Raw genomic sequence first — 25,499 nt, forward strand, 5'->3', positions numbered from 1 at the left:
ATGCTTGCGCGTGCATCTGTCACGCTACTGGGCATGGGCAGTGCGATCGGTTTTTTTGTACCGATATCCCAGGCCTCACCCCATCGGTGCGACAGGGCATTAGAGGATTGTGCGTTGGTGAAGTCTCTTTTGAAACAACGACAGGGATATGGTCGCATGGCGCAGGGAGGCGTAAAGGGGGACATTGTGCAGGTAACGTCAATGGCAGATAGCGGTCCGGGGACACTGCGAGATATCCTCAAACAGGCACACGACTTGAATGTCCCTCTCTGGGTACGTTTTGCCACCGACATGACGATCAGGCTTGATTCACAGATTCGGGTGCCTTCCAATGTGACAATTGACGGCCGGGATAAACGCGTGAAGTTGCTGGATTATGGGTTAGCTATCTATCACAGTCACAATGTCATCGTCACTCATCTGACGATTGACGGGAGGTTACGCACTTTCTCTCAAGCCATCAATATCGCAAATTTTTCGCACGATGTCTGGATCGATCATCTCGATCTCTCCCGTTTTGCCGACCGGCTGCTCAACGTCAAAAATGGTGCAACGGACGTCACACTGTCCTGGACCCGCTTCCATGATGACGACAAGGTCATGCTGCTCAATAACATCACGTCGGCCAATCTGTTTAAACATTATCATCGCGACTCACAGGCTCGGGTCACGCTGCATCACAACTATTTCTTCAATACGGTGCAGCGTAATCCACGGGCACAATTTGGCACATTCCATCTTTATAACAACGCACTGGAGAACTGGGATTTTTATGGTATGAGTTTCAGCCTTGAAGCCCTTGTATTGATTGAAGGAAATATATTTATCAACCGTGCCAAAAGACCTTGTAAAGAACCCAAATATTTTCCCACGGTTGAGGGGGTTAAAGCCAGATACTGTCAGTATATTAAAAGCGCCCCTGCCAGGAGCGCACTGGAAAATGGTAAATCAGATCGGCGAAGTTATGAGCGGACAAAAAAACGATATGCTTACAGACATCGCGTAGAGGCTTTTTTAAAAGTCAGAGATAATCTTTACCTGGCGGATGCCCGTCAGGTGCTCAATAACTTTCGCGCAGATCGTGTGCCTCAGCCACCTTATAATTACGATTATGAACAGCCGTCTTTAGCATTGTTAGATCGAATTCGACGGCTTGCGGGCAATACATCTAACGATTTAGAGGCCGCATTAAGCATTAAGACGCGCAGCAGGTAAAAAACAAGTCAATAAATCTACCCTCTGGAATTGGGCCAGTTAACGCACGGATCTGTTTTGCCAGCACTATCTTTTTACGACCTGCTAGCAAAACATTCCATAACATACAATCTGAGAGATAAAAAGACAGGATGTAATAAAGTAATTTAAAAAACCAACCGGGTTATTTATTTAGCAATCTTAATTCCTTGAGAAATATGCTCTTGTCCTTGCTGAAATGAGCTCTTTCTTGAGATAGCAGTATCAAAAAACCCCTTATCGGCATATTCCCTGCAAACTTTAACCTCTTTTTCCATCGTTAATAAAAATGCATTTATAGCGCTCAATTAAATACCACAAGAATAACAATAATATAAAAATAACAATAAAAACAACTAGTTATAAAAGATTAAAAACAAGCCTATCATTAATAAATATTACCAGTTTACTTCATGGACAATCACTCACTTGAACCTATACTTCAACTCGCTATGCAAAAGATTTATTTATACCTTGATAACAAAACTCATTCTCATTATTGAGTCATGCTGTGGTTATCTCTGAGTATGAATTTTTAAGCACATTTGGCATTCAGATATAAATTAGCATTCACCCACCAGTGAAATAACGAACAGCCATATTTAACTTAAGTGAAATTAAAAAAATGAAAAACATCCTGAATACGATTAATTTGCCTGCAAAGTTTCTCATTCTTGCTTTTTTTGCTTTGCTGCTGTTTGCCGTACCCTCATGGCTTTTTGTCAATGAAGGTAATCAACAGATAAACGCTAAAGAGCGAGAATTGCAGGGAATTCCCGTTGAAAAACAGATGCTGAATCTGCTCAATATGATGCAGCTCCACCGCGCACAAGCGGCAATCGCCGTGGCACAGCAAAATGCCGCTATTCCTGCACGTCTGGCGCTGAAAGAGCAGGTAGAACAGTCAATTAGCACTCTTCAGACCACGCTGGCCGCCACCGGTCAGGACAATGTGGCCTGGCAAGATTTTAGCAAGGTGACAGCGCAGTGGCAGCAGCTACAGCGCGACATTGACAGCCGTAACCTGACGCTGCAAACCAACCTCTCGCGCCACGCCGAAATGATTCGGACGCTGCTTGATGCCAACATTGAAGTGATCGACTATTTTGGCCTGTCGCTGGATCCAGATTTAAATACTTACCAGTTTATTATCAGTACATTCAGTCGCCTGCCAGAACTGACAGAAACATTGGGTCAGATTCGTGCCCGGGGTACGTCACTACTGGCCAGCAAAGAGGCGATTCAGGACAGCGATTACGCCCGTATGGAGTTTCAGATCCTTAACGGTAAGAATGCTCTGCGTCTGTATAACGCGAATCTTTTAAAGTCCTTTAACACTGATAGCAGCGTACGCGAAAAGTTTAGTGGTCAGGCTAATGCCGCACTGCAACAGGCGGGTGAAGCCTTAGCCCTGGCTGAGGACGTCTTTATTAAGCGGACGAAAAACGATCTTCCGCCCACGGAGTTCGTGGCACGCTTTACCGCTGCGATCAATCAGTACAATCAATTTGCTAACGACGCGAGTGACCAGCTCAGCAACATGCTTTCTGAGCAAATTAGTCAGCATCGCACCGCTCAATTTGAATTGCTGGGCGTGCTGGCACTGCTGGCGGGGCTTATCATCTTCCTGGCGGTATTTATCATTCGCTCCATCACCGGGCCGGTACGTGATGCCGCAAAAGTTGCCAAAGATGTCGCTGCCGGTGATTTAACCTCGCACCTGGTGGTGACCGGAAGTAATGAAATGGCGGGCCTGATCGCCTCGTTGATGGAGATGCGCCAGCGCCTTTCTCTGCTGGTTGCGGATATCAAGGATAACGCCACGACGATTGCCACCTCTTCTGAAGAAATTGCTCAAGGCAATGGCGACCTCTCCGCGCGCACAGAGGAGCAGGCTGCTTCACTGGCACAAACGGCGGCCAGCATGGAAGAGCTGTCATCCATCATTCTGCAAAACGCTGAAAATACCCGCTATGCCGCAGGCATGGCCACTTCGGCCACCGATGCGGCGCTGTTAGGGGGTGAGGCGATGCAATCTGTCATGGTCTCCATGCAAAAAATCAGCGCCAGCGCGGGTGAGATTGAAGAGATCATCAGCGTTATCGACGGTATTGCCTTCCAGACGAATATTCTGGCGTTAAACGCCGCCGTTGAAGCAGCCCGAGCCGGGGAACATGGTAAGGGGTTTGCCGTCGTCGCCGCTGAAGTCAGAGCGTTAGCCCAACGTTCTGCCTCTGCCGCGAAAGAGATTAAACAGTTAATTGCACACTCGGTGGAAAATGCGCGTCAGGGAATTTCCATGGTTGCGGATGCCGGAGAAAAGGTGAAGCAGAGCGTGGGGGCGATTGAACAGACTGCGCAGCTGGTCAACGAAATCTCCTCTTCTTCCCAGGAGCAGAGCGCCGGCGTGTCGCAAATCAACATCGCCGTCAATCAGATGGACCAGGTGACTCAGCAAAATGCGGTGCTGGTGGAACAGTCCGCCTCGTCTGCAGATGAACTGGCCGCGCGCGCTATACAGCTACGAGAGCTGGTGGCCGTGTTTCGTACCGGGCAGCCAGCGTAACGGCACCGCGCATTAAGACAGGGCAATCCGGTGTGGTCAGTCCCACACCGGATGTGCCGTTACTGCACCTTGAACCCTTCCGCTATTGCCCGCACATCATTGCCGGTGGGCGCCTGATGAATACGCAGACCAAATTCATCCACCACCGCAAAGATGTGGTCGAAGATATCCGCCTGAATACTTTCATACTCCAGCCACACCACGGTATTGGTAAAGGCGTAGATTTCTACCGGTAGCCCCTCTGCGCCCGGTGCCATCTGGCGCACCATCAGCGTCATATCCTTGCGGATTTTCGGATGCTGGCGCAGATATTCGGTAAGATAGGCGCGGAAAGTGCCCACGTTCGTCATCCTGCGCTGGTTAAGTACCGAATCACGGGTGTTGTGTTCGCCATTCCAGCTGTCGATCTCCTGCTGACGCTCGGCGATATAGGGTTGCAGCAGGCGCGCCTGCGCCAGCTTTTGCTGCTCCTCTGCGCTGAGGAAGCGAATGCTGGTGCTGTCGATATTAATGCTGCGCTTGATACGGCGGCCGCCGGAAGCGGACATGCCGCTCCAGTTTTTAAACGCATCGGAAACCAGCGCATAAGTTGGGATAGTGGTAATGGTATTATCCCAGTTCTGCACTTTTACCGTGGTCAGGCCGATGTCAATCACCGCGCCGTCGGCGCCGTATTTCGGCATCTCCAGCCAGTCGCCCATTTTCAGCATGCTGTTGGCCGACAGCTGTATTCCCGCCACCAGCCCGAGGATCGGGTCTTTAAATACCAGCATCAGCACCGCGGCCATCGCACCCAGCCCGCTGATCAGAATGGCCGGGGATTTACCAATCAGCAGCGAGATCATCATGATGCCAATCACGATCGCGCTCAGCAGCTTCACGCCCTGCAATAATCCCTTAAGCGGAAACTGTGAGGAGAAGGCAAAACGGTGCGCCAGGCCCTGCATCACGTCCAGCAGCGAGAAGAATGACATCAGCGCGTACAGCATCACCCACAGCTGGGCGCAGGTGGTGACGATGGCGGCAGCATCGCTGCCCTTTTGCAGCCACAGCACCGCCTGCACGTTGACGATCACCCCCTGCAGGGTAAATGCCAGCCGGTGAAACAGATTGTTTTGCGTGATGACTTGCAGCCACAGATGGCTGCTGGCCTGCGCACGCTTCTCAAAGGTGCGCAGGACGATGCGGTGCAGGATAAAGTGAATAATAATGGCGGTGAGGAAAATAATGCCAAAAATAACAATAAGCGAAGTGGTGTGGTCGGGTTCTATTCCATATTGCTTTAATAATGCGAGTAACTGCTGCATGACGCCTCCTTTTCGAACGAGGAGGGATCATGCCTGCTGCGGCATCCAGGTTCAACCCCTGGTTATCCGTGCTCAGGTCTTGGTTTTACTCGCGGCGTGACAGTCACCTGACCATAATCTGACCTCCCGCAGCGTGCGATAAAGGCGGGATTTATCCGCGTCGCTCAGGTTCGGCTGATTAAGCTGCCCGACAAACTGCTTTTCATCCAGCGCGTTGAGTGTCTTCTGCTGCAAGCCTTGCGCAATCTGCTGCAATATAACGTCATTGAGTCTGGCGAGCTGGGCGCGCACCTCTTCCAGCGGTCGGGGCTGCCAGCCGCGAATCGGCGTAGCCAGCCAGTCAGCACGAAAACGATACTGCACCGCTTTGGCCGCGTCCATCTGCGCCTGAATAAACGGCACCACCGAGTTCTCATCCAGACAGAACTGCGTCGCGCGCTGTTTGCTGGCAGCCAGCACCTTCTGTTCCTGCTGCAGATCCTCTATTGGCCGGTGCTTGTCGGCCTTAAACGCCGCCACATCTTTCATATAGCTCAGGCGTTGATTAACCGAGGCGGCGAGATCGCTGGCCTGCGCGCTGCCGATGCTCAGGCATAACAGAGTAAATAGAATTTTTGCTGACATGTGGCTTCCCTGTTCCCGTTTATTGACCTGCAGACTGTAGATCATTGGGCTGGATATGCCAAAGCATGATGGCGCATTTAGCGACCTGCAGCAGAATCGCGGCAGAAATCGGCGATATTCGACGAATTGATTTGTGCGCACAGGGGCTAAGCTGGTGGAATAATTGATAGCCGTACGGAGCACCCTATGCCAGATAAAGACCCCGTTGTTGAACGCCTCTCCCTTGAGGTAGTTGCACTGCGCAATATTGTGCAGATGCTGATCGCCTACGGCAATGTGCCGACCGGCGGTAAGCTGAACAAGTACCTTGAGAAGGTGGCAGAAGACGTTGAGCACCGCGACGGGCGCGAAGCGAATAAAGCGATTGCCGATGTGATCCGCACCTATATTCGCTAAGTGCGGCGACAAAGCCCCGGTATCACGCCGGGGCCTGCCAGCCTGTTACGCCACTTTAAACACTGAGATATCCTGCGCCAGCTGCGAAGCTTCGGCATGCAGGGCGTGAGTGTTTTCAGCGGTCTGATGAACCAGCATCAGGTTCTGCTGGATGCTGCGCTCCATCTGCGACACGGCCTGAGTGACCTCGGCAATGCCTTTGCTCTGCTCATCGCCCGCCACGCGGATCTCACCCACCACCTCTTTCACCTTCAGCACATCTTTCACCAGCTCTTCCAGCTGACGCCCTGCCCCTTCCACCAGCTTGCTGCCGGTCAGCACATTGCTGTCTGACTGGCCAATCAGCGCTTTGATCTCGTGCGCCGCCGTCGCGCTGCGCTGGGCCAGTGCCCGTACTTCAGAGGCCACCACGGCGAAGCCGCGCCCCTGCTCGCCGGCGCGGGCTGCTTCCACCGCCGCGTTCAGCGCCAGAATATTGGTCTGGAAGGCGATACCGTCGATCACACTGAGGATCTCACCGACGCGGCTGGATGACGTGCGGATGGTTTCCATCGTATCAATCAGCTGACGCATCACATCGCTGCTATTGCGTGCGATCTCTGCGGTCTGCTCGGTAAAGGCATCGGCCAGCCGGGTGTTCTCGGCGTTCTGCTGTACTGTCGCATTGAGCTGTTCCATCGCCGCGGCGCTCTGTTCGACCGCTGCCGCCTGCTCGCTGATTTTTCCGCTCAGCTCCTGATTGCTCTGCTCCAACCCGCTGGCGTTGTGCGCCACCTGTACGCCGCTCGACTGCACGTTGGTGATCACCCCGGCAATCTTGTCGACAAACTGGTTAAAGGAGACGGCAATATCGGCAATTTCATCACGGCCGGAGGTATCGAGGCGGCGCGTCAGGTCACCGTCGCCGTGGGCGATATCGTCCAGCGCTTTACGCGTAGATTCCAGCCGCCCGGAGATCTGGCGGGCAACAAACCACAAGATGACCAGCAGCAGCAGCAGTGCCGGGATCAGCAGGATGAAAATGTCCTGCATGATATTATCGGCCAGCGCGGTCACCTGGGATTCCGGCGTCACCAGGCCGATCATCCAGCCGGTATCCGCCATGCGAAACAGGGTCAGCTGGCTGCGGGTGTGCAGCCACTCATCATTCAGGTTGCTGAAGGTGGCGCTGCGCTGGCTGGCGCTGGCGGATTTCACTGCAGCCACCATCGGAGCAAGCCACGCCTGCTGCTGCGCCAGATCGCTGAACTTCTTCAGCGCCTTATCTTTGATACCCGGGAAATAGAGCACGTTGCCAGCCTGGTCGAGAGCAAAAGCATAGCCGCCGGTACTGGCGCCGTTGCGCTGCATAAAGCCGGAGAGGTTGTCCAGCAGCACGTCAAAAGTGGCGACGCCGGCAAAGGCATCGCCCTTGCGGTAAGACACGCTGCAGGTCACCATATTTACCCTGGATACCGGGTCTTGGTAAACTTCCGACCAGTTGCACTTGTTGGGTGAAGTGGTGCGGGTCGAGGTGTACCACGACTCGTGGTGATAGCCGGTTCCGGCAGGGTCGTTATAGCCGTCAGAATAGTCGAGGCTGCCGCTGGCGTTGCGCGCCCAGAAGAAGCTGCGGCGGGCTACGCCGTCACTGAATGCATTCGGCTCCGGCCAGATTCCACCGCCGGCAATGCTTTTGTCGCCCTTGCTGTCGATAATTTGCGGCAACACCTGGCGAAACAGCGCTTCATCGTGCGGCAACACTTCGGCCAGCCGCGCCAGGCTCACGCCCTCACCCTCTACGCGGATCAGCTGCTGATTAAGCTGGCCAACGATATTCTCTCCGGTTTGCTGAATTAAGCTGTTACTGGCCTCGATCACGCGCGGCTGGCCGCGCAGTGAGATAGCCAGATAGACCATGATGCAGGTAAGCAGCAGCATTAAGACGCCACCTGACATCAACTTCCCTGATAAACGAACTGGAACCCACGACATAATGAATATCCTCAAGATGGAATTGCACAGCGACTATCAGAGATAAGCTCAACGCTAAATATTGATTAAGGTTATGCAGCTGCGTTCTAAAGACGCTTTATCCGGTTAATATCGGCCGTGCCGTCATAAAACTTTAACTTGCGGGAAAAACTTGATATATATCAAAATATTCCACTGCCTGTTACTCTGCGTTCGTTCCCTGAGACTGCCGTTCATGTCGCTCTCAGTGCATTTCATTCCCTGCTAATGGCAGCTCATGCCCTTTTCTCCCGCCATAAAGAAGCCGGTCTTACTATGGCTGCAATTCCATATTGTTAATTTTCCCACCGGGAGAGCCCCATGAGCACAGCAACCGTCAGCAGCAGCGTTAATCGCACCCGCTGTTTAACCCTGATAGGCACTATCATCACCCAGTTTGCGCTGGGTTCGGTCTACACCTGGAGCCTGTTCAACGGCCAGCTCTCTATGAAACTGGACGCGCCCATCAGCCAGGTGGCATTTTCCTTTGGTTTGCTGAGCCTCGGCCTGGCGCTGGCTTCTTCGGTAGCAGGGAAATTGCAGGAGCGTTTTGGCGTGCGCAACGTCACTATTGGTGCCGGCCTGCTGATGGCGATTGGCCTGATGCTGACCTCGCAGGCGGATAATCTGTTTATGCTTTACCTCAGCGCCGGGGTACTGGTCGGTCTGGCGGACGGGGCAGGCTATCTGATGACGCTGTCCAACTGCGTGAAGTGGTTCCCGGAGCGTAAAGGGGTGATCTCAGCCTGTGCTATCGGCGCTTACGGCCTCGGCAGCCTGGGCTTTAAGTTTATCTGCAGCTACCTGCTGAGCGTCTACAGCCTTGAAACCACCTTTATGATCTGGGGCGGCGTGGCAATGACCATGATGATCCTCGGCGCGCTGATGATGAAAGATGCCCCTAAACAGCAGGCGGCGGGTAACAAAATGGCGAGCCAGGCGCGTGACTATTCGCTGGGCGAATCGATGCGCATGCCGCAGTACTGGATGCTGGCACTGATGTTTTTGACCGCCTGCATGAGCGGCCTGTACGTGATTGGCGTGGCGAAGGATATCGGCGAGAGCATGGTACATCTGAGCGCGCAGACGGCGGCGAATGCAGTGACCATCATTGCGATTGCCAACCTCAGCGGTCGCCTGGTGCTTGGCGTGCTGTCGGATAAAGTGGCGCGTATTCGGGTGATCACCCTGGCGCAGGTGGTGTCGCTGGTCGGCATGAGCATTCTGCTGTTCAGCCATATGAGTGAAAGCAGCTTCTTTATTGCCATTGCCTGCGTCGCCTTCAGCTTCGGCGGCACCATTACCGTTTATCCGTCGCTGGTCAGTGATTTCTTCGGCCTGAACAACCTGACGAAAAACTACGGCGTGATTTACATCGGCTTTGGTATCGGCAGCGTGATGGGTTCACTGATCGCCTCACTGTTTGGCGGCTTTACCATCACCTTCAGCCTGATTATGGCGCTGCTGGTTATCTCCCTGCTGCTCTCCGCCACCATCCGCATGCCGCACAAGCCGGCAGCGCGCAAAGAGACGCTGCAGCACGCCTGACGGCACGCAAGAGTGGCCCGCTGCTGAACACAGCGGGCTTTTTTTATGCCTGTTGATGGCGGAACTTCGGCTCCGGCAGGCCCGCCACCGCCACGCGCACCGCAAACAGGTCTCCGCACTGCGGATATTGCGCCAGCTCCTCAGCGCTACGATTTTCGCGCGAGCTGGTGATATACAGCGTTTTCAGATCCGGCCCGCCAAATGCCACCATGGTCGGCCAGCGTACCGGCAGCGGGATCTCATCGACAATTTCCCCGCTGTGCGGATCAAGGCGAATGACTCGGGCGCCGTCGAACATCGCCGACCAGTAATAGCCTTCGCTGTCGACCGCCGCGCCGTCGGGGATCCCCCCCTGCTGCTGAATAAAGCGGCGCACTACCTGGCGCTTACCGATCTCCCCGCTGTGGGGGTCAAGCGGGTAGCGGTACATCACGCCGTTTGGCGTGTCGGTGTGGTACATCCAGCGGCGATCGGGAGAAAATGCCAGCCCGTTGGAAATCTTAATATCGTCGGCCTGCATGCTAAGGTTCAGCTGATTATCGACGCGGTAAAGCGCCGCGCCGTTGCGATCCTGCGGTTCCCACAGCGTGCCGCACCAGAAGCGCCCAAAGGGATCGACGCGGCCGTCGTTAAAGCGGCTGCGCGGCGCATCACCGGGATTATCCGCGATGCGCTGGGTAATTTGCCCCTGCTCATTAAGGAAGCAGACGCCGCTGCGCAGTGCGGCTATCAGCCCGCCCTCTGCGCGCAGGCCGATGCAGCCAATATCTTCCGCCACCGGCCAGCGCTGATGCTCGCCTGTGGCCGGGTCAAAGCGGTGCAATGCTGGCGCGAGGATATCGACAAACCACAGCACCTGCTGCTCGCTGCACCACAGTGGGCACTCACCCAGCTCCGCCTGTACCGGTAATACGTTGCTCACCTGATAATTCATCTCAGCTCCTTGCACGGTTATTTACCTTAAGTGTACGTGATTTTATCCGCGGCATCGCAGGCAAAATTCCCTACCTCATTTAATGTTTGAGACAATTCCCAATCGAAAGGCCTGTTTTTAGGCTATATCTTATTTAATAAATAGCAGCTTAATAAATAACTCTGCTATTGGAATTATTTTGAAATACCTTATTAAATAAATCTACAATCGACGCATTATTCCTCCACTTTCCCCACGTAGAGTTGTAGCTATAGAAAAGGGAAGGAGAGACATAATGAAAAACATAATTAAAGCAGCGACCGTAGCTGCACTGATTGTCATGCTGAGTGGTTGTATCGTTGGCCGACCTTATCACGGCGGCGGCGGATATCACGGCGGCGGAGGGTATCATCATGACCACGGCAGACACCGTGGCTGGTAAGGAAGTCAGGTGAGGTTTTCTCACCTTCGCGGGCAAAGCCTGCACACAGCAAGATAATAAAAACAGAGAAGTTGAAATAAATTGGGCGGGGATTTCCCCGCCCTTATTTTTTGCTTTTAGCTTTTAACGCTGAAATTACACTGATACCAGGCCTTCTTCAGTCCCGGGACGTGGCTGTCCTGCGGGTCAAGCGCTTCTACCTTATCGAACCCGCGCTCATTACAGTAGCGCTCAACATCTTCCAACATGGCGGTCTTATCCACGCTTGTCGGGTTAAAGCGATATTGCACGGTATTCACCGCCGGATCTTCATCGACTTTCTCAAAAGCCCCTGGTTTGCTGGAAGTACAGCCCGCCAGCAATAACAGCGCCAGAGCGCCGAACAGTTTCGTTTTCATTCTGATTCCCCTCTTCCGGTGCCGCATAATAACAAGCTCCCCCTCCGTGACTATCGGATTCCGGCGCATTTGCATAATTTTACTTACGTTATGCAATGTTCTACCGATTGAATCGATTCAGGAAGACGCTTAGCGTTATCTGCTGTTAGGTGCGAATATGCTTTACAGACATCGCGACATGTCTGCACAACACCAGGATTTTTATTAATAATTACAATATTTTATGCCCGCGGCGAGCGGGCTTTTTTTTGCAGGTCAGTTACCTGTTCCGCTAATAATTATACGTAAGACGTTTGCCGAATCCTTATCAGTAAGTGCCAGAACCGACTGATAAAGATCAATGGTCATATCGCACAGCTTCGCTTCGTCAACGCCCGCTTCAGCAGGCGTATTGAGGGTTTGTAAGTCACTGCCCCACTTCGCGTACAGCGTGCGCACCACCCACTGCAATTTTACTCTTCCCTGCTGTAAATCAACCGGTTGGTCAGCACCATTGCTGTGCTTAAACAGCGTATCCATCGCCAGCAGTTCGCTGTCGGTCAGCGGCTTGGGCAGCACATCGCTGATGTTGATCCCCCCCTTCACCTGCGGGAACAGAAAGCGGAAACATTCAGCGGCACCTCTTTCACGCATCGCTTTCATCTCCTCAAGGGAAATCTGCATATAGCGGATAAGATCTTCATCGCGCGCGGCGTTGATGCGCTGATTTAGCAGATCGGCAGCCAGCGGGCGCAGGCGGTCAATCGCCTGCTGTAAGGGTACGCCCGCCTCAAGGCTGCTGAGCAGCCGATCGTTTGCCTGACGGTAGAGCGTGGGCTGCTGCTCTTTGATGGTGCGCCAGACGGGCTGCACCGCCAGGCTGTCCTGCGCGGCAGCCAGAGCCGCTTCCTGCTGCTGACGCGGGGCTATCCAGCCGTAGTAGTAGAGATTCCCCAACAGCAGCGGCAGTACAAACAGCAGCGCGCCGGTTAGTTTCGACAATTTTTGGCGTTTTAGCAGCCAGCCGATAACCAGCAGCCAGACCAGAGCGGAGAACAGCGAGGCGAGAATAGCGTGAGAGTTCAAAACAGGTTCCTGAAATCATCAGGCCGGGTTGCCGGCCTGTCTAAGGTTCGTCGGTGGGTTAATCAGCGCGGACGTCAATCAGCACCGGGCAGCTGGCGCGTTCAATCACGGCGGCGCTGCACGATCCTTTCAGCAGGCGGTTGAACGAGGAGAGATGGCGGCGGCCCATGATGATCATCGCGGCGCTCAGCTCGTTGGCCTGGGCGACAATACTTTGTGCCGACTCGCCGGGAACCACCTTGCCGCGCGCCTTAACGCCCGCGCGTTGCAGTTCTGCCAGCGCCATGCGCACTACGGCTTCAGCGGTATTTTGCTCATCGAGCGCCAGGCCGAAATCACCCGGGTCCTCCCCGGCTTCAATATCAAACGCCCCGGAAGCAGAGTAGCTGGCATCAACACAGCACACCACCACCACTTCCGCCTGTAAAGCCAGCGCCTGTTCGGTGGCCAGCGCCACCACTTTACGTGCAATAACTGAATTATCTACAGCGACTAAAAGCGTTTTCATATCCCTCTCCTGTCAGTCACGTAATGCCGCTTTTCCAATCTCATCGATCAGCGCGTCTTTACACTTGAGGATTTCAGCGCGATTGCGCTCCTCATTCAGCTGAAAGCGTGCGCTGGGGATCAACAGGCTGATGGAAAAGCGGCCAAGAATGGTATCGATCGCCACGGCCATGGTGGAGATCCCTTCCAGCGTTTCGCCGCGATCGTAGGCCAGGCCAGTGTGACGAATTTCAGTTAAGTGCGCCAGCAGCGCGGGGAAGTCACGCACCGTCAGCTCGGTAATGGCCTGGTAGGCCTCGCCCACCAGCTCTTTTGCCGCTTCATCACTGTCCAGCGCCAGCAGAGCGCGCCCGCCGGAGGTGCTGTAGAGCGGCAGATTCATGCCGATGCGCGGCACTACCCGCAGCTCGCGATCGGCCACCACGTAGTGCACGATGGCCAGCTGCAGCCCGCTGGCGCGCGCCAGCGAGACGGTTTCGCCCGTGGCATCGCACAGCGCCTGCAGCCAGGGCTGAGCGATAGCCACCACGTCGGTATGTACGTTGGCGATCAGCCGCAGCAGCGCGGGGCCAAGGCGCACGCCGCCCACGCCGTGGCTGCGCACCAGCTGCACCGAGTCGAGTGCGCCGACGATGCGCTGCACGGTCGATCGCGGCAAATTAACGGCCTGGGCGATCTCGCCCAGACTCATACCGTTTGGTGTGGCCCCCAGCGCATCTAATATTTTCGCGGCGCGTGTGATGACCTGAATGCCGCCGATCCGTTCATCATCGCGGCAGTGTAGGGGTTCAGACATAGGATTCTCTTTCCTTGTAATCGGCAATTACTGTAGCACTAATTGGCTTAGCGGACACGCTGTATCGCATTGCAATACAGTGCATCACCCTGTACCATTGCCGCAAATGTATCACGATGCAATACAGTGCATCGATAATAATAACGATGAATGATGTCGGAGCCCCTGCTATGAACTCCCAGCCTGCCGCTATGCCCGCACCGCACCCATTTACCCTGCGCCTGGCGCTGGGGCTGGTTGGCGTGCTGATCGCCGCGCTCAGTTCAGGACTTAACGATCGCGTCACCGATCTGGCGCTGGCCGACATTCGGGCAGCGATCGGTATCGATTTTGACAGCGGCAGCTGGATCACCTCCAGCTACCAGGCCGCAGAAGTGGCGGCCATGATGATTGCGCCGTGGTTTGCCGTGACCTTCTCCCTGCGCCGCTTTGCGCTGGCAGTAACCTTTGGTTTTGCGCTGATCGCCTTGATCCAGCCCTTAGCCCGCGATGCCAGCACCTTTATTACCCTGCGCACAATCCAGGGGCTGTTTGGCGGGGCGCTGCCACCGTTGCTGATGACGGTGGCGCTGCGTTTTCTGCCGCCGGGCATCAAACTCTATGGCCTGGCCGCCTATGCGCTGACCGCCACCTTTGGTCCGAATATGGCCGCCTCGCTTGCGGCGTTCTGGACCGATTCCGTCGGCTGGCAGTTTACTTTCTGGCAGGTGATCCCGGCTTGCCTGGTGGCCGCCACGCTGATTGGCTGGGGACTGCCGCAGGATCCGCTGCGCCTTGAGCGCTTTCGCCAGATTGATGCCTTCGGCATGCTGACCGGCTGTAGCGGCATGGCGCTGCTGGTGCTGGCGCTGACCCAGGGCGAGCGCCTTGACTGGCTGCAGTCACCGCTGATTAGCGCCATGCTGCTGGCCGCGGCTGCCCTGCTGCTGGTGTTCCTGATTAACGAATGGTATCACCCGCTGCCGCTGTTCAAGCTGCAAATGCTGCAGCGTAAAAACCTGACCCACGGACTGCTGGTGTTAGCGGGCGTGCTGATGGTGGCGCTCTCCGGATCTGCGCTGCCCTCTGCCTACTTCGGGCAGATTGACGGGTTTCGCACCGCGCAGTTTGCTCCGCTGGCGCTGACCATTGGCCTGCCGCAGCTGCTGATTGCGCCGCTGATAGCAGCCCTGCTTAATCTGCGCTGGGTAGACTGCCGCTGGATGCTGACCGCCGGCGCGGCGCTGATGGTGCTCTCCTGCCTGCTGGGAATGCAGCTGACCGACGACTGGGCGCGGCAGAACTTCTGGCTGATCCAGAGCCTGCAGGCGTTCGGTCAGCCGATGATGATCCTGCCGGTACTGATGAGCGCCACCAGCGTCGTGTTACCGCCCGAAGGCCCCTTTGCTTCCGCGATGTTTAATACCGTACGCGGCTTTTCCAGCGTCGCCGCCGGGGTACTGGTGGAAAACTTCCTCACCCATCGTGAAAAATTCCATTCGCACGTGCTGGTCGATCAGCTCGGCAACCGTCCGTGGCTGATGACCGCCCCCGGCAGCGACAGCGCCAGTTCTCTGGCTCCGCTGCTGCCGGACGGTTCAATCAGCTCCGGCGAGAACCTTGGCCATTTCAGCACGCTGGTAAAACATCAGGCGGTGATCCTCAGCATCAGCGACTGCTACCTGCTGATCATCGGCTTCGCTCTGCTGCTGGTGCTGCTGACCGCCTGGCTGCCGAAACGCGTCTGGCCACCGCAAACCTTACTCACTTCTGCTCCGCTTACTCCGGGAAAATTATAATGCGCTTCACACCTGCCAAACGTACCACTCTGCTGCTCCTGCTGCTGTTGATCCTGCTGGCTATCGCCTTTTTCGTCTGGTCGGCGATCAACCACCGTTCGCTACGCACCGATGACGCGGTCGTCACGGCGGACTATACGCTGGTAGCCCCGAAAGTCTCTGGCTATATTCGCACGGTAAATGTAGAGGATAACCAGCAGGTTAAAGCTGGTGACGTGCTGGCAACCATCGACGATCGCGACTATCGCGTCGCGCTGGAAACCGCCCAGGCCAATTTACAGGTCAGCGAAGCGAAGCTGAGCAGCATTGATGCCCAGCTTGAACAGCAGCAGGCAACCATCGCCCAGACGGCCGCCGCGGTCAGCGCCAGCCAGGCGACCCTGAGCTACGCCGGGCAGAATGCCGAGCGCTATCGCCGCCTGCTGAAAAGCGGCACCGCAACGGCGGATGAACAGCAAAAATCCAGCTCCACCATGCAAAGCGCCGCAGCGCAGGTAAAGCAGAGCCAGGCGGCCGAGCTGGCCGCGCGTAAGGAAGTGGCCGTGTTGCAGGCCAGCAAGAAGCAGGCGCAGGCCGATATCGCCGCGATGCGCGCCAGCGTGGATCAGGCGCAGCTTAACCTTTCGTATACCCGCATCACCGCACCGATTGACGGCAGCGTTGGGCAGCGCGCGGTGCGCCAGGGAGCGTGGGTGTCGGCCGGAACGCGTCTGCTGGCGGTGGTGCCTTTGCAGCAGAGCTATGTGGTGGCCAATTTTCTTGAGACCCAGCTGGCACATGTCAGCCACGGCCAGGCCGTTTCAATAACGGTGGATGCCCTGCCCGGAGTTACCCTGCGCGGCCATATCGACAGTATCGCACCGGCGACCGGCTCGACCTTTGCCGCAATTACCGCCGACAACGCGACCGGAAACTACACTAAAGTGGTTCAGCGTCTTCCAGTTAAAATCGTGCTGGAACCGGGCCAGCCTGAGCTGGCAAGGCTGCGCGTTGGCATGTCGGTGGTGCCGCAACTGGAAAGCCATTAATGTAAGAAAGGTCTCAGAACAAGCGTCTTTATTTTGCCGGGAAATAGCGGTAGATTAGCGTTCGATCATGGGTGTTCAGAGGGTTTTTTCAGTGAAATATGCTTTTATGGGGATCTCTTTTATCCTGCTAATCTGGGTTGGCACTTTCTATCTGATGCTGTAATGATTGGCCGGATAGAGAAAAGGGTCAGGTGCGCCTGACCCCCAGCCTGGTTAGTTCACGCCTTCTCCACGAAACATCGCCTTGATCCCTCTTACTGCCTGGCGAATACGGTCGCTGTTCTCTATCAGCGCAAAGCGCACGTGCGTGTCGCCGTAATCGCCAAAGCCAATCCCCGGCGAGACGCAGACTTTCGCTTCCTGCAGCAGCAGTTTAGCGAACTCCAGTGAACCCAGGTGCGCATAGCGATCGGGGATTTTCGCCCAGACGTACATCGAGGCTTTCGGGTTATCCACCATCCAGCCCGCCTCGTGCAGCCCTTTCACCAGCACATCACGGCGGCGTTTGTACTGTTCAGCGATGTCGCGCACGCACTGCTGATCCCCTTCCAGCGCGGCAATCGCGGCCACCTGAAGCGGGGTGAAGGTGCCGTAATCGTGGTAGCTCTTAATGCGCGCCAGCGCCGCCACCAGCTCTTTATTACCGACCATAAAGCCGATACGCCAGCCCGCCATGTTGTAGCTTTTCGACAGCGTGAAGAACTCCACTGCCACGTCGCGCGCGCCCGGCACTTCCATAATCGACGGCGCTTTCCAGCCATCGTAAACGATATCGGCGTAGGCCAGGTCGTGGATCACCAGCACGTTGTACTGCTTAGCCAGCGCGATGACCCGTTCAAAGAAGTCCAGCTCGACGCACTGCGCGGTGGGGTTCGACGGGAAGCCGAGGATCATCATCTTCGGCTTCGGATAGCTTTCGCGGATCGCACGCTCCAGCTCGTTGAAGAAGTCCACGCCCGCCACCAGCGGCACCGAACGTACCTGCGCCCCGGCAATCACGGCACCGTAAATATGGATGGGATAACTCGGATTCGGCACCAGCACGGTATCACCGTGATCGAGCGTTGCCAGCATCAGGTGTGCCAGCCCCTCTTTGGAACCAATGGTGACAATCGCTTCCGATTCCGGGTCGATATCCACCTGGTAACGGTCGGCATACCAGCGGGAAATCGCCCGACGCAGGCGCGGAATGCCGCGCGACGTCGAGTAGCCGTGGGTGTCATCACGCTGCGCCACGGTGCAGAGTTTTTCCACGATGTGCGGCGGCGTCGGGCCGTCCGGGTTGCCCATGCTGAAATCGATAATATCTTCCCCGCGACGGCGTGCGGCCATCTTCAGTTCGGAAGTGATATTGAATACATAGGGGGGAAGACGTTCGATACGGGAAAAACGGCGAGCGGAATGATTGTCAGCCATAGTAACCTCTGATTAACGTAAGCGCCCGGACCATCCGAGCGACGCTGACCACCGTAGTGGTCGAGGAATGACCATAACGTACAATTCTGTAACCTGTCGAGAGGCAGAATAAAATTTTTTATCTGGCCGGATTAATGCGTCCAAATAGCCAGTCATTCACCCACTGGCCGCGCAGCAGATAATTATCCCGCAGCGTCCCCTCCAGCACGAAGCCGTTTTTTTCCAGCACCCGGCGCGAGGCGATATTGCCCTCCACCACCTGCGCTTTCAGCTTGTGGAACTCACAGTGCGCCAGCAGGAAGTCACACAGCGCCCCCAGCGCTTCGCTGCCGTAGCCCTGGCCGAAATAGTCGCTCAGCAGCGAATAGCCCACTTCCACCTGCCGATGGGGAGCCCATTCCGGGTTCGCCCCCATCATGCCTATCGCCTGGTTGTCCTCTTTGCGGCGGATAACCAGGCACAGCATGTGAAAGCTGGTCACCTGCCAGGGCGCCAGCCGGTCCTGAAAACGCTGGCGGATATCGGCCAGCTGCGGTACCGCACTGATAAACTCCATGCAGGTTTCGTCAGTGTGGACCTGTAAAAAAAGCTGCCAGTCTTCCGGCTTCAGCCGGGTCAGTACCAGTCGTTGCGTGGTGAGTTGCATCGTTTCGCTCACTAAAAGGGGAAAAAACACAAAATAGTCATCTCTTTTATCTGCCGCTTTTTGGCCGTGTAATCGTCCTGCCCTACAGCAAAACGATAACAATTTTGTCACTGGAGAACGACCATGGCCCCTCTCAAAATCGACAATATTCCCGACGCAGTGCGCCAGATTAAAGCGCAGCTGCGCCAGCAGCTTCCCAACTATCGCCAGGTGTTTGCCGAACTGGATGCCGATATGCGCCGCCAGATTGCCACGCTCAACCATGAGCAGCAGCGCGGTGAGCATCCGGTACCGCAGCTTGAGGCCAACGATATCCTGAATCAGCGCGTGACGGAACAGCAAAAAAATCTGATCCGCCAGCGCGGCTGCTGCGTCATCAAAGGCGTGTTCACGCGCCAGCAGGCCAGCGACTGGAACCAGCAGATTGGCGATTACCTCGACGAGAATCAGTTTGTGGAAAAGCTAAAACATGCCGCCGAGGACAATTACTTTGGCGACCTGAAGCAGGGTAAGCCGCAAATCTACGGCATTTACTGGTCCAGACCCCAGGTGGAGGCGCGTCAGGATGCACGCATGCAGGCGGTGCAGGCATTCCTTAACTCGCTGTGGCAGAGCGAAAGCCACGGCCAGCAGCACTTCGACCCAACGCGCATCGTCAGCTACGCCGACCGCACGCGCCGCCGCCCACCGAACTCGGGTTCACTCGGCCTGTCGCCGCACGTGGATGGCGGGTCGCTGGAGCGCTGGCTGGATGAGAACTTCCGTCACGTTTACCGACACGTGTTTAGCGGCAACTGGCAGCAGTACAATCCGTTTGATGCCGAGAAACGCTGCGAAGTACGCGAATTTCCCTCCCCTGCCGTCTGCTCGATGTTTCGCACTTTCCAGGGCTGGACGGCACTGACGCCGCAGCGCAAGCACGGCGGCACCCTGCAGCTGCTGCCGATCGCCAACGCCATGGCGTGGATTTTACTGCGCGCGCTGCAGGATGATGTCGCGGAGGATGACCTGTGCGGTGCCGCTCCGGGGCGCGCTTTATCGGTTAGTGAGAAGTTCCATCCTCTTTTACTTGAGGGTTTTTCCTCTATTCCCGATATGGAAGCGGGCGACACGGTGTTCTGGCATTGCGACGTGGTTCACGCCGTGGAAAATGAGCATCAGGGCGAGTTCGACAGCAACGTGATGTACATTGCCGCCGCGCCGTGGTGCGAGAAAAATGTCGCCTATTTACAGCGCCAGTGGCCCGCCTTTGTTGAGGGGCGTTCGCCACCGGATTTCGCCGCCGACGATTTCGAAGTCGATTTCGTTGGGCGCGCCACCGCGCAGGATCTGACGCCATTGGGCAAGCAGCAGATGCTGGAGTAAACCTGCGGGGCGATCGAAAACAGGTCCCCCGTTTATGCGGGGAAAATTGATCCAGGCCGGGATTAACCGATTGCCACGCGGTGATCCCTGGCACATCCCGCCCGCTTTCCCTATCATAGCGCCACTGTTTTCCGCCAGCCGAGGCGCCCGTGCATTCGATGTTTGAGATGTTGCTCGCCGTGTTTGATCGCGCAGCGCTGATGCTTATCTGCCTGTTCTTTATTACCCGTACCCGCCATTTCCGGCAGCTGTTGCAGAAGGACGAGCACTCGCGCCAGGAGCTGCTGGCGGTGACCGCTATTTTCTCGCTGTTTGCGCTGTTCAGCACCTGGACCGGCATCAATGTTGAAGGGTCGCTGGTCAATGTGCGCACCATCGCCATTATGTCCGGCGGCATCCTGTTTGGTCCGTGGGTCGGCATCGCTACCGGGGTGATTGCCGGGCTGCACCGCTTCCTGATCGACATTGACGGCGTGACTTCGGTGCCGTGCCTGATCACCAGCATTGCCGCCGGGATCGTCTCCGGCTGGATCAATCTCAAAGTGGTGAAAGAGAAGCGCTGGAGCATCGGCATTATCGGCGGGATGGCTTGTGAAACGCTGACCATGGTGCTGATTGTCCTGTGGGCGTCACCGACCTCACTGGGCGTCGATATCGTCTCTGAGATTGCCATTCCAATGATCCTCGGCGCGGTCAGCATCGGCCTGATCGTGCTGCTGGTGCAGAGCGTAGAGGGGGAAAAAGAGGCAATTGCCGCCCGCCAGGCGAAGCTGGCGCTGGATATTGCCAATAAAACCCTGCCGCTGTTCCGCCAGGTCAACAGCCAGTCGCTGCGCCAGGTGTGTGACATCATCCGCAGCGATATCAACGCCGATGCGGTGGCGATGACCAATACCCGCCAGATCCTCGCCTACGTTGGCGTGGGCGAAGGCAACTATCGTGACGGCGATGACGGCATCAGCCCGACCACGCTGGCGGCGATCTCAGAGGGTAAAATCATCATTAAAAATAATGATGAGGCGCACCGCACCCCGGAAATTCACTCGATGATTGTCATCCCCCTGTGGGAAAAAGGCGAAGTGACCGGCACGCTGAAGATTTACTATCGCCACGCGCACCGCATTACCTGGTCGCTGAAAGAGATGGCAGTCGGGCTGTCGCAAATTATCTCCACCCAGCTGGAAGTATCACGCGCCGAGCAGCTGCGCGAAATGGCTAACAAGGCGGAGCTGCGCGCCCTGCAAAGCAAGATTAACCCACACTTCCTGTTCAACGCGCTGAATGCCATCTCCTCCTCTATTCGTATTAATCCCGATACTGCGCGCCAGCTGATTACCAATCTTTCCCGCTATCTGCGCTATAACCTCGAACTGAATGACGATGAAACCATCGACATCAAAAAAGAGCTGTATCAGGTGAAAGATTATATCGCCATTGAGCAGGCGCGCTTCGGTGACAAGCTGACGGTGATTTACGATATCGATGAAGAGGTCAACTGCCCGCTGCCCAGCCTGCTGATCCAGCCGCTGGTGGAAAACGCCATTGTCCACGGCATCCATCCCTGCCGGGGTAAAGGCGTGGTGACGCTGAGCATTAAGGATCAGGGCCATCGGGTGCGTATTGCGGTGCGCGACACCGGCAACGGCATTAGCGAAGAGGTAATGGCGCGCGTGAAGCGCAACGAAATGCCGGGCAACAAGATCGGCCTGCTGAACGTGCATCATCGGGTGAAACTGCTGTACGGCGAGGGGCTGCATATCCACCGTTTTAATCCGGGTACCGAAATCGCCTTCTACATCAGTAAGAACGGCGCCCTGTTGCCGGAAAACCAGAGTGTTTCATTGACTGCCTGAGATGGGAAACCGATGTGAAAGCAATAATCGTTGAAGATGAATTTCTTGCCCAGCAGGAGCTGAGCTGGCTGATCCGCCAGCACAGCAGCATTAGCATTGAAGCCACCTTTGATGACGGCCTCGACGTGCTGAAGTACCTGCAGAGTCACCAGGTGGACGTGATATTTCTCGATATCAATATTCCGTCGCTGGACGGCATGCTGCTGGCGCAGAACATCAGTAAGTTCGCCAGCAAGCCGCTGATCGTGTTTATTACCGCCTATAAAGAGCACGCGGTGGATGCGTTTGAGCTGGAAGCATTTGACTACATCCTCAAGCCCTATTCAGAGATGCGCATCGTTACTCTGCTGCGCAAGCTGGAAAACCATGCGCAGAGCAGCGCACAGCTCAGCAGCACGGCGGCGCGCCCTGCTGCGTACACCATTAATCTGGTGAAGGACGAACGCATCATCGTCACCGATATCAACGATATCTATTACGCAGAAGCCCATGAAAAGCTGACGTTTGTCTATACTCGGCGGGAAGAGTATGTGATGTCGATGAATATCACCGAGTTTTGCAGTCGCCTGCCGGAGGCGTATTTCTTTCGCTGCCACCGCTCATACTGCGTGAACCTGAGTAAGATCCGCGAGATTGAGCCGTGGTTTAACAACACCTATATTCTCAAGCTGCGCGATATGGAGTTTCAGGTTCCGGTCAGCCGCAGCAAGGTGAAGGAGTTTCGCCAGCTGATGCGGCTGTAGCGCCGCAACAGCGTGGAGATTACAGCACGCGGCCCAGGGTCTGACGCAGGTGCGCGCCCGCGCCCAGCAGGCCCGGCTGATCGTGAGTGATCATGAAGACCGGAATGCGCGAGGTGTAGTCGCGGAAGCGTCCTTTATCTTCAAACGCCGCACGGAACCCGGAAGCTTTAAAGAACTCCAGGAAACGCGGCACGATGCCACCGGCGATATACACGCCGCCAAAAGTGCCGAGGTTCAGCGCCAGGTTACCGCCAAAACGGCCCATGCAGACGCAGAACATCGACAGCGCGCGGCGGCAGTCGGTGCAGCTGCCGTTGAGCGCCCGCTCGCTGACATCGCGCGGCTTGAGGTTTTCTGGCTCCCGGTCATCTGATTTAACAATCGCCCGATACAGGTTTACCAGCCCGCCGCCGGAGAGAATACGCTCGGCGGAAACGTGGCCGAGTTCAGCGCGCAGCACCTCAAGGATCATATCTTCTTCGTCGCTGTTAGCCGCGAAATCAACGTGGCCGCCCTCGCCCGGCAGGCTCACCCAGCGCTTATCCACGTGGACCAGATGCGCCACGCCGAGCCCGGTGCCCGCGCCATACACGGCAACCGGCTTATCCTGCACTGCCGGTTCGCCGCCGAACTGCAGCACGTCGTCAGGCGACAGCATCGGGATCGCCATCGACACGGCGGTAAAATCGTTGATGATCTCCAGCGACTCGAAGGCCAGGCTGGCTTTCATTTTACTGGTGGAAAATGCCCAGTCATGGTTGGTCATTTCGACCCAGTCTTCCGTGATTGGGCAGGCGATGGCAATACAGCCATGCTTAATGTCCTGCTGCTGTTCATCCAGATAAGCGCGGATCACCGCTTCCAGACTGGCATAATCTGTCGTGGGGAACGTTTTGGCTTGTGAAATAGCACCGGTCTCAACTTCACACAGTGCCAGGCGCGCATTGGTGCCGCCGACATCACCTACCAAAGCATACTTAGTCATTATTGTTTTGCTCCACTTACGTCAATTAGACACACTATAAATTCCCCCCGTTAAAACGACAACGATCAGCGGAAGTAAAACCTACGCGAGCGTTACCTTAACGGGGTTAGTGCTTTTTGCCCACGGGCAACAGTCTGAATTGCGCACTAAATGGCAGTTTAGCTGCTGTTACGCTGATGCAGCGCCTGGGTGACGGCGGCCAGCAGCGGCGGAATGTCCTGCTGCGGCAGCACCACTTCCACCAGCGACAGGCGCGAGTTCCCCTCCAGCAGCTTCATCACTTCCTGCAGCTGCACCGTTTGCGTTACGCGCCAGCTCTGGGCCTGACAATCGACGTTCAGCGCCTGCGGCAGCCGCGTCCAGTCCCAGTGAGCGATATCGTTATAGCGCTGCTCTGCGCCGTGGATGGCACGCTCGACGGTGTAGCCATCATTATTGAGCAGGAAAATCACCGGTTTTTGCCCATCGCGCAGCATCGATCCTATCTCCTGCGCCGTCAGCTGGGCCGAACCGTCACCGATTATCAGCACCACGCGGCGGGCAGGCTCTGCCGTTTGCGCGCCAAAAGCCGCCGGTAATGTGTAGCCGATCGATCCCCACAGCGGCTGAACCAGCAGGCGGGCATCCGGCGGCAGGCGCAGAGAGGCCGCACCGAATGCCGCCGTTCCCTGATCGGCCAGAATAATATCCCCGGGGCGCAGAAACGCCTGAATCAGCGGCCAGAAGCTGTTCTGCGTCAGATTGTCTGAGCAGTCCCCTTCCAGCTGCGGCGGCGCAACAATGGCGCGCTGCCAGCCTGCACCATGCTTACGTGCCAGCTGGTGCAGCACTTCCAGCGCAGTCGCCATGGGCAGCTCGAACGTCTGGTCACCGATGCGGCTGCGATATAGCCCGACGTCAATGGTTTTTGCGCTGTCGATCTGCTGAGTAAAGCCAGCGGTAATGGTATCGGTATACATTACCCCCACGGTAACCAGCACGTCGCTCTGCTCGATCACCTGTCGAGTGTGTGGCGCACTGGAGGCCCCGGCATAGGTGCCGGCAAAGCCATGCAGCGTTTCCGGCAGCAGGCTTTTTCCCATCAGCAGCGTGGCAAATGGCATCGGCACCTCGCGCAGCCAGCGCACCAGCGGTTGCTGCTGCCCGGCACGATCGGCGAGGAAGTCAGCCAGCAGCGCCACGCTGGCGGCCGGGGCCAGCTTCAGCTCTGCGGCATCGGCAAAGGCCGCCCGCTGCGTGCTGTTGTTAGTGACGGGCAGCAATAGCGGGGTTGAAGGCGGTGAAAGCGGGCTTTCTGCCACGTTGGTCGCTAGCAGCAGATAGACCGGGCGATACCCGGTCAGCGCGGCAATCAGCACCCGGTCAATCTCTGCGGCCGCGTTCTCTGCCGTCAGCACGCTGCTGGCGACGGAAATTTCCTGATGCATACGCATAAAGTGGCGGAAGTCGCCATCGCCCAGCGTGTGGTGCAGCAGCTCACCCTTATTCTGTGAGGTTTGTGAGGGCGCGCCAACGATATGCACCACCGGCAGATACTCGGCATAGCTGCCCGCCACGCCATTGATGGCGCTCAGTTCACCCACGCCAAAAGTGGTCAATAACGCCGCTGCCCCGCGGCAGCGGGCATAACCATCCGCCGCATAGGCGGCATTAAGCTCGTTGGCACAGCCCACCCAGGCAAGACGCGGATGGTCGATAACGTGGTCAAGAAACTGCAGGTTGTAGTCCCCGGGCACGCCGAACAGATGATCGATACCGATCTCATTTAAACGCGTAAGAAGATAATCCCCAACGGTATAACTGCTCATCATTCGGCTCCTCATGGCGGTATGAATTGAGTATTAGCGATTATTTTCACTCTGTTATAGGAAACTCCTTTGACCGCGTGGCAACAGATC

23 protein-coding genes are annotated in these 25,499 nt (G+C 56.2%); 10 read left to right on the forward strand and 13 right to left on the reverse strand.

From position 1 onward, the window contains the following. On the forward strand, positions 1–1,215 hold the full coding sequence (locus QLG07_RS13005; protein ID WP_282469392.1) for a polysaccharide lyase family 1 protein: 1,215 nt from the start codon (positions 1–3) through the stop codon (positions 1,213–1,215). Positions 1,216–1,382: 167 nt separating this feature from the next. Here the strand turns inward: QLG07_RS13005 and QLG07_RS13010 are convergent, their stop codons facing one another. Beyond that, positions 1,383–1,541 (reverse strand): hypothetical protein, encoded by a 159-nt coding sequence (locus tag QLG07_RS13010; protein ID WP_282469393.1) that lies wholly within the window; start codon positions 1,539–1,541, stop codon positions 1,383–1,385. Positions 1,542–1,858: 317 nt separating this feature from the next. Between QLG07_RS13010 and QLG07_RS13015 the strand changes: the two genes are divergently transcribed. After that, positions 1,859–3,799: a methyl-accepting chemotaxis protein gene (locus QLG07_RS13015; RefSeq protein WP_133623144.1), complete on the forward strand. Its 1,941-nt coding sequence runs from the start codon at positions 1,859–1,861 to the stop codon at positions 3,797–3,799. Positions 3,800–3,858: 59 nt separating this feature from the next. On the opposite strand, the gene QLG07_RS13020 is transcribed toward QLG07_RS13015, so the two are convergent. Both QLG07_RS13020 and QLG07_RS13025 read right to left on the reverse strand, forming a co-directional pair. Continuing rightward, a complete protein-coding gene (locus QLG07_RS13020; RefSeq protein WP_048915310.1) occupies positions 3,859–5,106 on the reverse strand; it encodes a mechanosensitive ion channel family protein in 1,248 nt (415 codons plus the stop codon). 72 nt (positions 5,107–5,178) lie between these two features. Further along, a complete protein-coding gene (locus tag QLG07_RS13025; RefSeq protein ID WP_099755041.1) occupies positions 5,179–5,730 on the reverse strand; it encodes a chorismate mutase in 552 nt (183 codons plus the stop codon). Between the two features lie 186 nt (positions 5,731–5,916). Here QLG07_RS13025 and QLG07_RS13030 point away from each other — a divergent pair, with 186 nt between their 5' ends. Next, positions 5,917–6,126 carry a hypothetical protein gene (locus tag QLG07_RS13030; protein ID WP_048915308.1) on the forward strand — a complete coding sequence of 70 codons (210 nt, stop codon included), beginning with the start codon at positions 5,917–5,919 and terminating at the stop codon, positions 6,124–6,126. Positions 6,127–6,171: 45 nt separating this feature from the next. Here the strand turns inward: QLG07_RS13030 and QLG07_RS13035 are convergent, their stop codons facing one another. Continuing rightward, positions 6,172–8,046 carry a methyl-accepting chemotaxis protein gene (locus QLG07_RS13035; protein ID WP_348994612.1) on the reverse strand — a complete coding sequence of 625 codons (1,875 nt, stop codon included), beginning with the start codon at positions 8,044–8,046 and terminating at the stop codon, positions 6,172–6,174. Positions 8,047–8,439: 393 nt separating this feature from the next. Here QLG07_RS13035 and QLG07_RS13040 point away from each other — a divergent pair, with 393 nt between their 5' ends. Then, a complete protein-coding gene (locus QLG07_RS13040) occupies positions 8,440–9,666 on the forward strand; it encodes an MFS transporter (RefSeq protein ID WP_282469395.1) in 1,227 nt (408 codons plus the stop codon). A 43-nt stretch (positions 9,667–9,709) separates the two neighbouring features. On the opposite strand, the gene QLG07_RS13045 is transcribed toward QLG07_RS13040, so the two are convergent. Further along, positions 9,710–10,600, reverse strand: coding sequence for an SMP-30/gluconolactonase/LRE family protein (locus QLG07_RS13045; protein ID WP_062818121.1), 891 nt, complete (start codon positions 10,598–10,600; stop codon positions 9,710–9,712). 274 nt (positions 10,601–10,874) lie between these two features. On the opposite strand from QLG07_RS13045, the gene QLG07_RS13050 reads away from it, so the two are divergent. After that, positions 10,875–11,021 (forward strand): hypothetical protein, encoded by a 147-nt coding sequence (locus tag QLG07_RS13050; protein WP_180276845.1) that lies wholly within the window; start codon positions 10,875–10,877, stop codon positions 11,019–11,021. Positions 11,022–11,137: 116 nt separating this feature from the next. Here QLG07_RS13050 and QLG07_RS13055 read toward each other — a convergent pair whose 3' ends face one another. The 4 genes from QLG07_RS13055 to QLG07_RS13070 form a co-directional block, all read right to left on the reverse strand. After that, positions 11,138–11,419, reverse strand: a complete 282-nt coding sequence (locus tag QLG07_RS13055; RefSeq protein ID WP_048915303.1) for a hypothetical protein — start codon at positions 11,417–11,419, stop codon at positions 11,138–11,140. A 255-nt stretch (positions 11,420–11,674) separates the two neighbouring features. Then, complete coding sequence (locus QLG07_RS13060; protein ID WP_282469396.1) at positions 11,675–12,484, reverse strand: hypothetical protein; 810 nt, start codon at positions 12,482–12,484, stop codon at positions 11,675–11,677. Between the two features lie 58 nt (positions 12,485–12,542). Continuing rightward, entirely contained in the window at positions 12,543–12,992 is a 450-nt protein-coding gene (locus QLG07_RS13065; RefSeq protein ID WP_133623139.1) for a universal stress protein, read from the reverse strand. Positions 12,993–13,004: 12 nt separating this feature from the next. After that, complete coding sequence (locus QLG07_RS13070; RefSeq protein WP_282469397.1) at positions 13,005–13,787, reverse strand: IclR family transcriptional regulator; 783 nt, start codon at positions 13,785–13,787, stop codon at positions 13,005–13,007. Positions 13,788–13,957: 170 nt separating this feature from the next. Here QLG07_RS13070 and QLG07_RS13075 point away from each other — a divergent pair, with 170 nt between their 5' ends. Beyond that, on the forward strand, positions 13,958–15,565 hold the full coding sequence (locus tag QLG07_RS13075; protein ID WP_282469398.1) for an MFS transporter: 1,608 nt from the start codon (positions 13,958–13,960) through the stop codon (positions 15,563–15,565). Beyond that, entirely contained in the window at positions 15,565–16,593 is a 1,029-nt protein-coding gene (locus tag QLG07_RS13080) for an HlyD family secretion protein (protein ID WP_099754672.1), read from the forward strand. Before QLG07_RS13075 ends, QLG07_RS13080 begins: the two co-directional genes overlap by 1 nt. 213 nt (positions 16,594–16,806) lie before the next feature. Here QLG07_RS13080 and alaC read toward each other — a convergent pair whose 3' ends face one another. Both alaC and QLG07_RS13090 read right to left on the reverse strand, forming a co-directional pair. Further along, the gene (gene alaC / locus QLG07_RS13085) at positions 16,807–18,009 is read right to left on the reverse strand and encodes an alanine transaminase (protein WP_048915297.1); all 1,203 of its coding nucleotides are present in this window, start codon (positions 18,007–18,009) and stop codon (positions 16,807–16,809) included. A 118-nt stretch (positions 18,010–18,127) separates the two neighbouring features. Further along, entirely contained in the window at positions 18,128–18,655 is a 528-nt protein-coding gene (locus QLG07_RS13090; RefSeq protein ID WP_099754674.1) for a GNAT family N-acetyltransferase, read from the reverse strand. Between the two features lie 123 nt (positions 18,656–18,778). On the opposite strand from QLG07_RS13090, the gene QLG07_RS13095 reads away from it, so the two are divergent. From QLG07_RS13095 to QLG07_RS13105, 3 genes are all read left to right on the forward strand, one after another. Next, complete coding sequence (locus QLG07_RS13095) at positions 18,779–20,020, forward strand: DUF1479 domain-containing protein (RefSeq protein WP_048915296.1); 1,242 nt, start codon at positions 18,779–18,781, stop codon at positions 20,018–20,020. A 167-nt stretch (positions 20,021–20,187) separates the two neighbouring features. Then, entirely contained in the window at positions 20,188–21,873 is a 1,686-nt protein-coding gene (locus QLG07_RS13100) for a sensor histidine kinase (protein WP_282469405.1), read from the forward strand. Positions 21,874–21,887: 14 nt separating this feature from the next. Continuing rightward, positions 21,888–22,616, forward strand: a complete 729-nt coding sequence (locus QLG07_RS13105) for a LytTR family DNA-binding domain-containing protein (protein ID WP_282469399.1) — start codon at positions 21,888–21,890, stop codon at positions 22,614–22,616. Between the two features lie 19 nt (positions 22,617–22,635). On the opposite strand, the gene glk is transcribed toward QLG07_RS13105, so the two are convergent. Further along, entirely contained in the window at positions 22,636–23,601 is a 966-nt protein-coding gene (glk, locus tag QLG07_RS13110) for a glucokinase (protein ID WP_048915294.1), read from the reverse strand. Positions 23,602–23,759: 158 nt separating this feature from the next. Continuing rightward, positions 23,760–25,409, reverse strand: coding sequence for a thiamine pyrophosphate-binding protein (locus QLG07_RS13115; protein WP_282469406.1), 1,650 nt, complete (start codon positions 25,407–25,409; stop codon positions 23,760–23,762). Positions 25,410–25,499: the final 90 nt, after the last annotated feature.

Origin of the sequence: Erwinia sp. V90_4, assembly GCF_029967685.1 — a bacterium.
Classification (GTDB): Bacteria; Pseudomonadota; Gammaproteobacteria; order Enterobacterales; family Enterobacteriaceae; genus Erwinia; species Erwinia aphidicola.

What these genes read in the sequence shown, in the direction of transcription:
- QLG07_RS13005 (WP_282469392.1), top strand. Translation starts at nt 1, where the DNA reads ATGCTTGCGCGTGCATCTGTCACGCTACTGGGCATGGGCAGTGCGATC.
- QLG07_RS13015 (WP_133623144.1), top strand. Translation starts at nt 1,859, where the DNA reads ATGAAAAACATCCTGAATACGATTAATTTGCCTGCAAAGTTTCTCATT.
- QLG07_RS13020 (WP_048915310.1), bottom strand. Translation starts at nt 5,106, where the DNA reads ATGCAGCAGTTACTCGCATTATTAAAGCAATATGGAATAGAACCCGAC.
- QLG07_RS13025 (WP_099755041.1), bottom strand. Translation starts at nt 5,730, where the DNA reads ATGTCAGCAAAAATTCTATTTACTCTGTTATGCCTGAGCATCGGCAGC.
- QLG07_RS13030 (WP_048915308.1), top strand. Translation starts at nt 5,917, where the DNA reads ATGCCAGATAAAGACCCCGTTGTTGAACGCCTCTCCCTTGAGGTAGTT.
- QLG07_RS13035 (WP_348994612.1), bottom strand. Translation starts at nt 8,046, where the DNA reads ATGCTGCTGCTTACCTGCATCATGGTCTATCTGGCTATCTCACTGCGC.
- QLG07_RS13040 (WP_282469395.1), top strand. Translation starts at nt 8,440, where the DNA reads ATGAGCACAGCAACCGTCAGCAGCAGCGTTAATCGCACCCGCTGTTTA.
- QLG07_RS13045 (WP_062818121.1), bottom strand. Translation starts at nt 10,600, where the DNA reads ATGAATTATCAGGTGAGCAACGTATTACCGGTACAGGCGGAGCTGGGT.
- QLG07_RS13050 (WP_180276845.1), top strand. Translation starts at nt 10,875, where the DNA reads ATGAAAAACATAATTAAAGCAGCGACCGTAGCTGCACTGATTGTCATG.
- QLG07_RS13055 (WP_048915303.1), bottom strand. Translation starts at nt 11,419, where the DNA reads ATGAAAACGAAACTGTTCGGCGCTCTGGCGCTGTTATTGCTGGCGGGC.
- QLG07_RS13065 (WP_133623139.1), bottom strand. Translation starts at nt 12,992, where the DNA reads ATGAAAACGCTTTTAGTCGCTGTAGATAATTCAGTTATTGCACGTAAA.
- QLG07_RS13070 (WP_282469397.1), bottom strand. Translation starts at nt 13,787, where the DNA reads ATGTCTGAACCCCTACACTGCCGCGATGATGAACGGATCGGCGGCATT.
- QLG07_RS13075 (WP_282469398.1), top strand. Translation starts at nt 13,958, where the DNA reads ATGAACTCCCAGCCTGCCGCTATGCCCGCACCGCACCCATTTACCCTG.
- QLG07_RS13080 (WP_099754672.1), top strand. Translation starts at nt 15,565, where the DNA reads ATGCGCTTCACACCTGCCAAACGTACCACTCTGCTGCTCCTGCTGCTG.
- alaC (WP_048915297.1), bottom strand. Translation starts at nt 18,009, where the DNA reads ATGGCTGACAATCATTCCGCTCGCCGTTTTTCCCGTATCGAACGTCTT.
- QLG07_RS13090 (WP_099754674.1), bottom strand. Translation starts at nt 18,655, where the DNA reads ATGCAACTCACCACGCAACGACTGGTACTGACCCGGCTGAAGCCGGAA.
- QLG07_RS13095 (WP_048915296.1), top strand. Translation starts at nt 18,779, where the DNA reads ATGGCCCCTCTCAAAATCGACAATATTCCCGACGCAGTGCGCCAGATT.
- QLG07_RS13100 (WP_282469405.1), top strand. Translation starts at nt 20,188, where the DNA reads ATGTTGCTCGCCGTGTTTGATCGCGCAGCGCTGATGCTTATCTGCCTG.
- glk (WP_048915294.1), bottom strand. Translation starts at nt 23,601, where the DNA reads ATGACTAAGTATGCTTTGGTAGGTGATGTCGGCGGCACCAATGCGCGC.
- QLG07_RS13115 (WP_282469406.1), bottom strand. Translation starts at nt 25,409, where the DNA reads ATGAGCAGTTATACCGTTGGGGATTATCTTCTTACGCGTTTAAATGAG.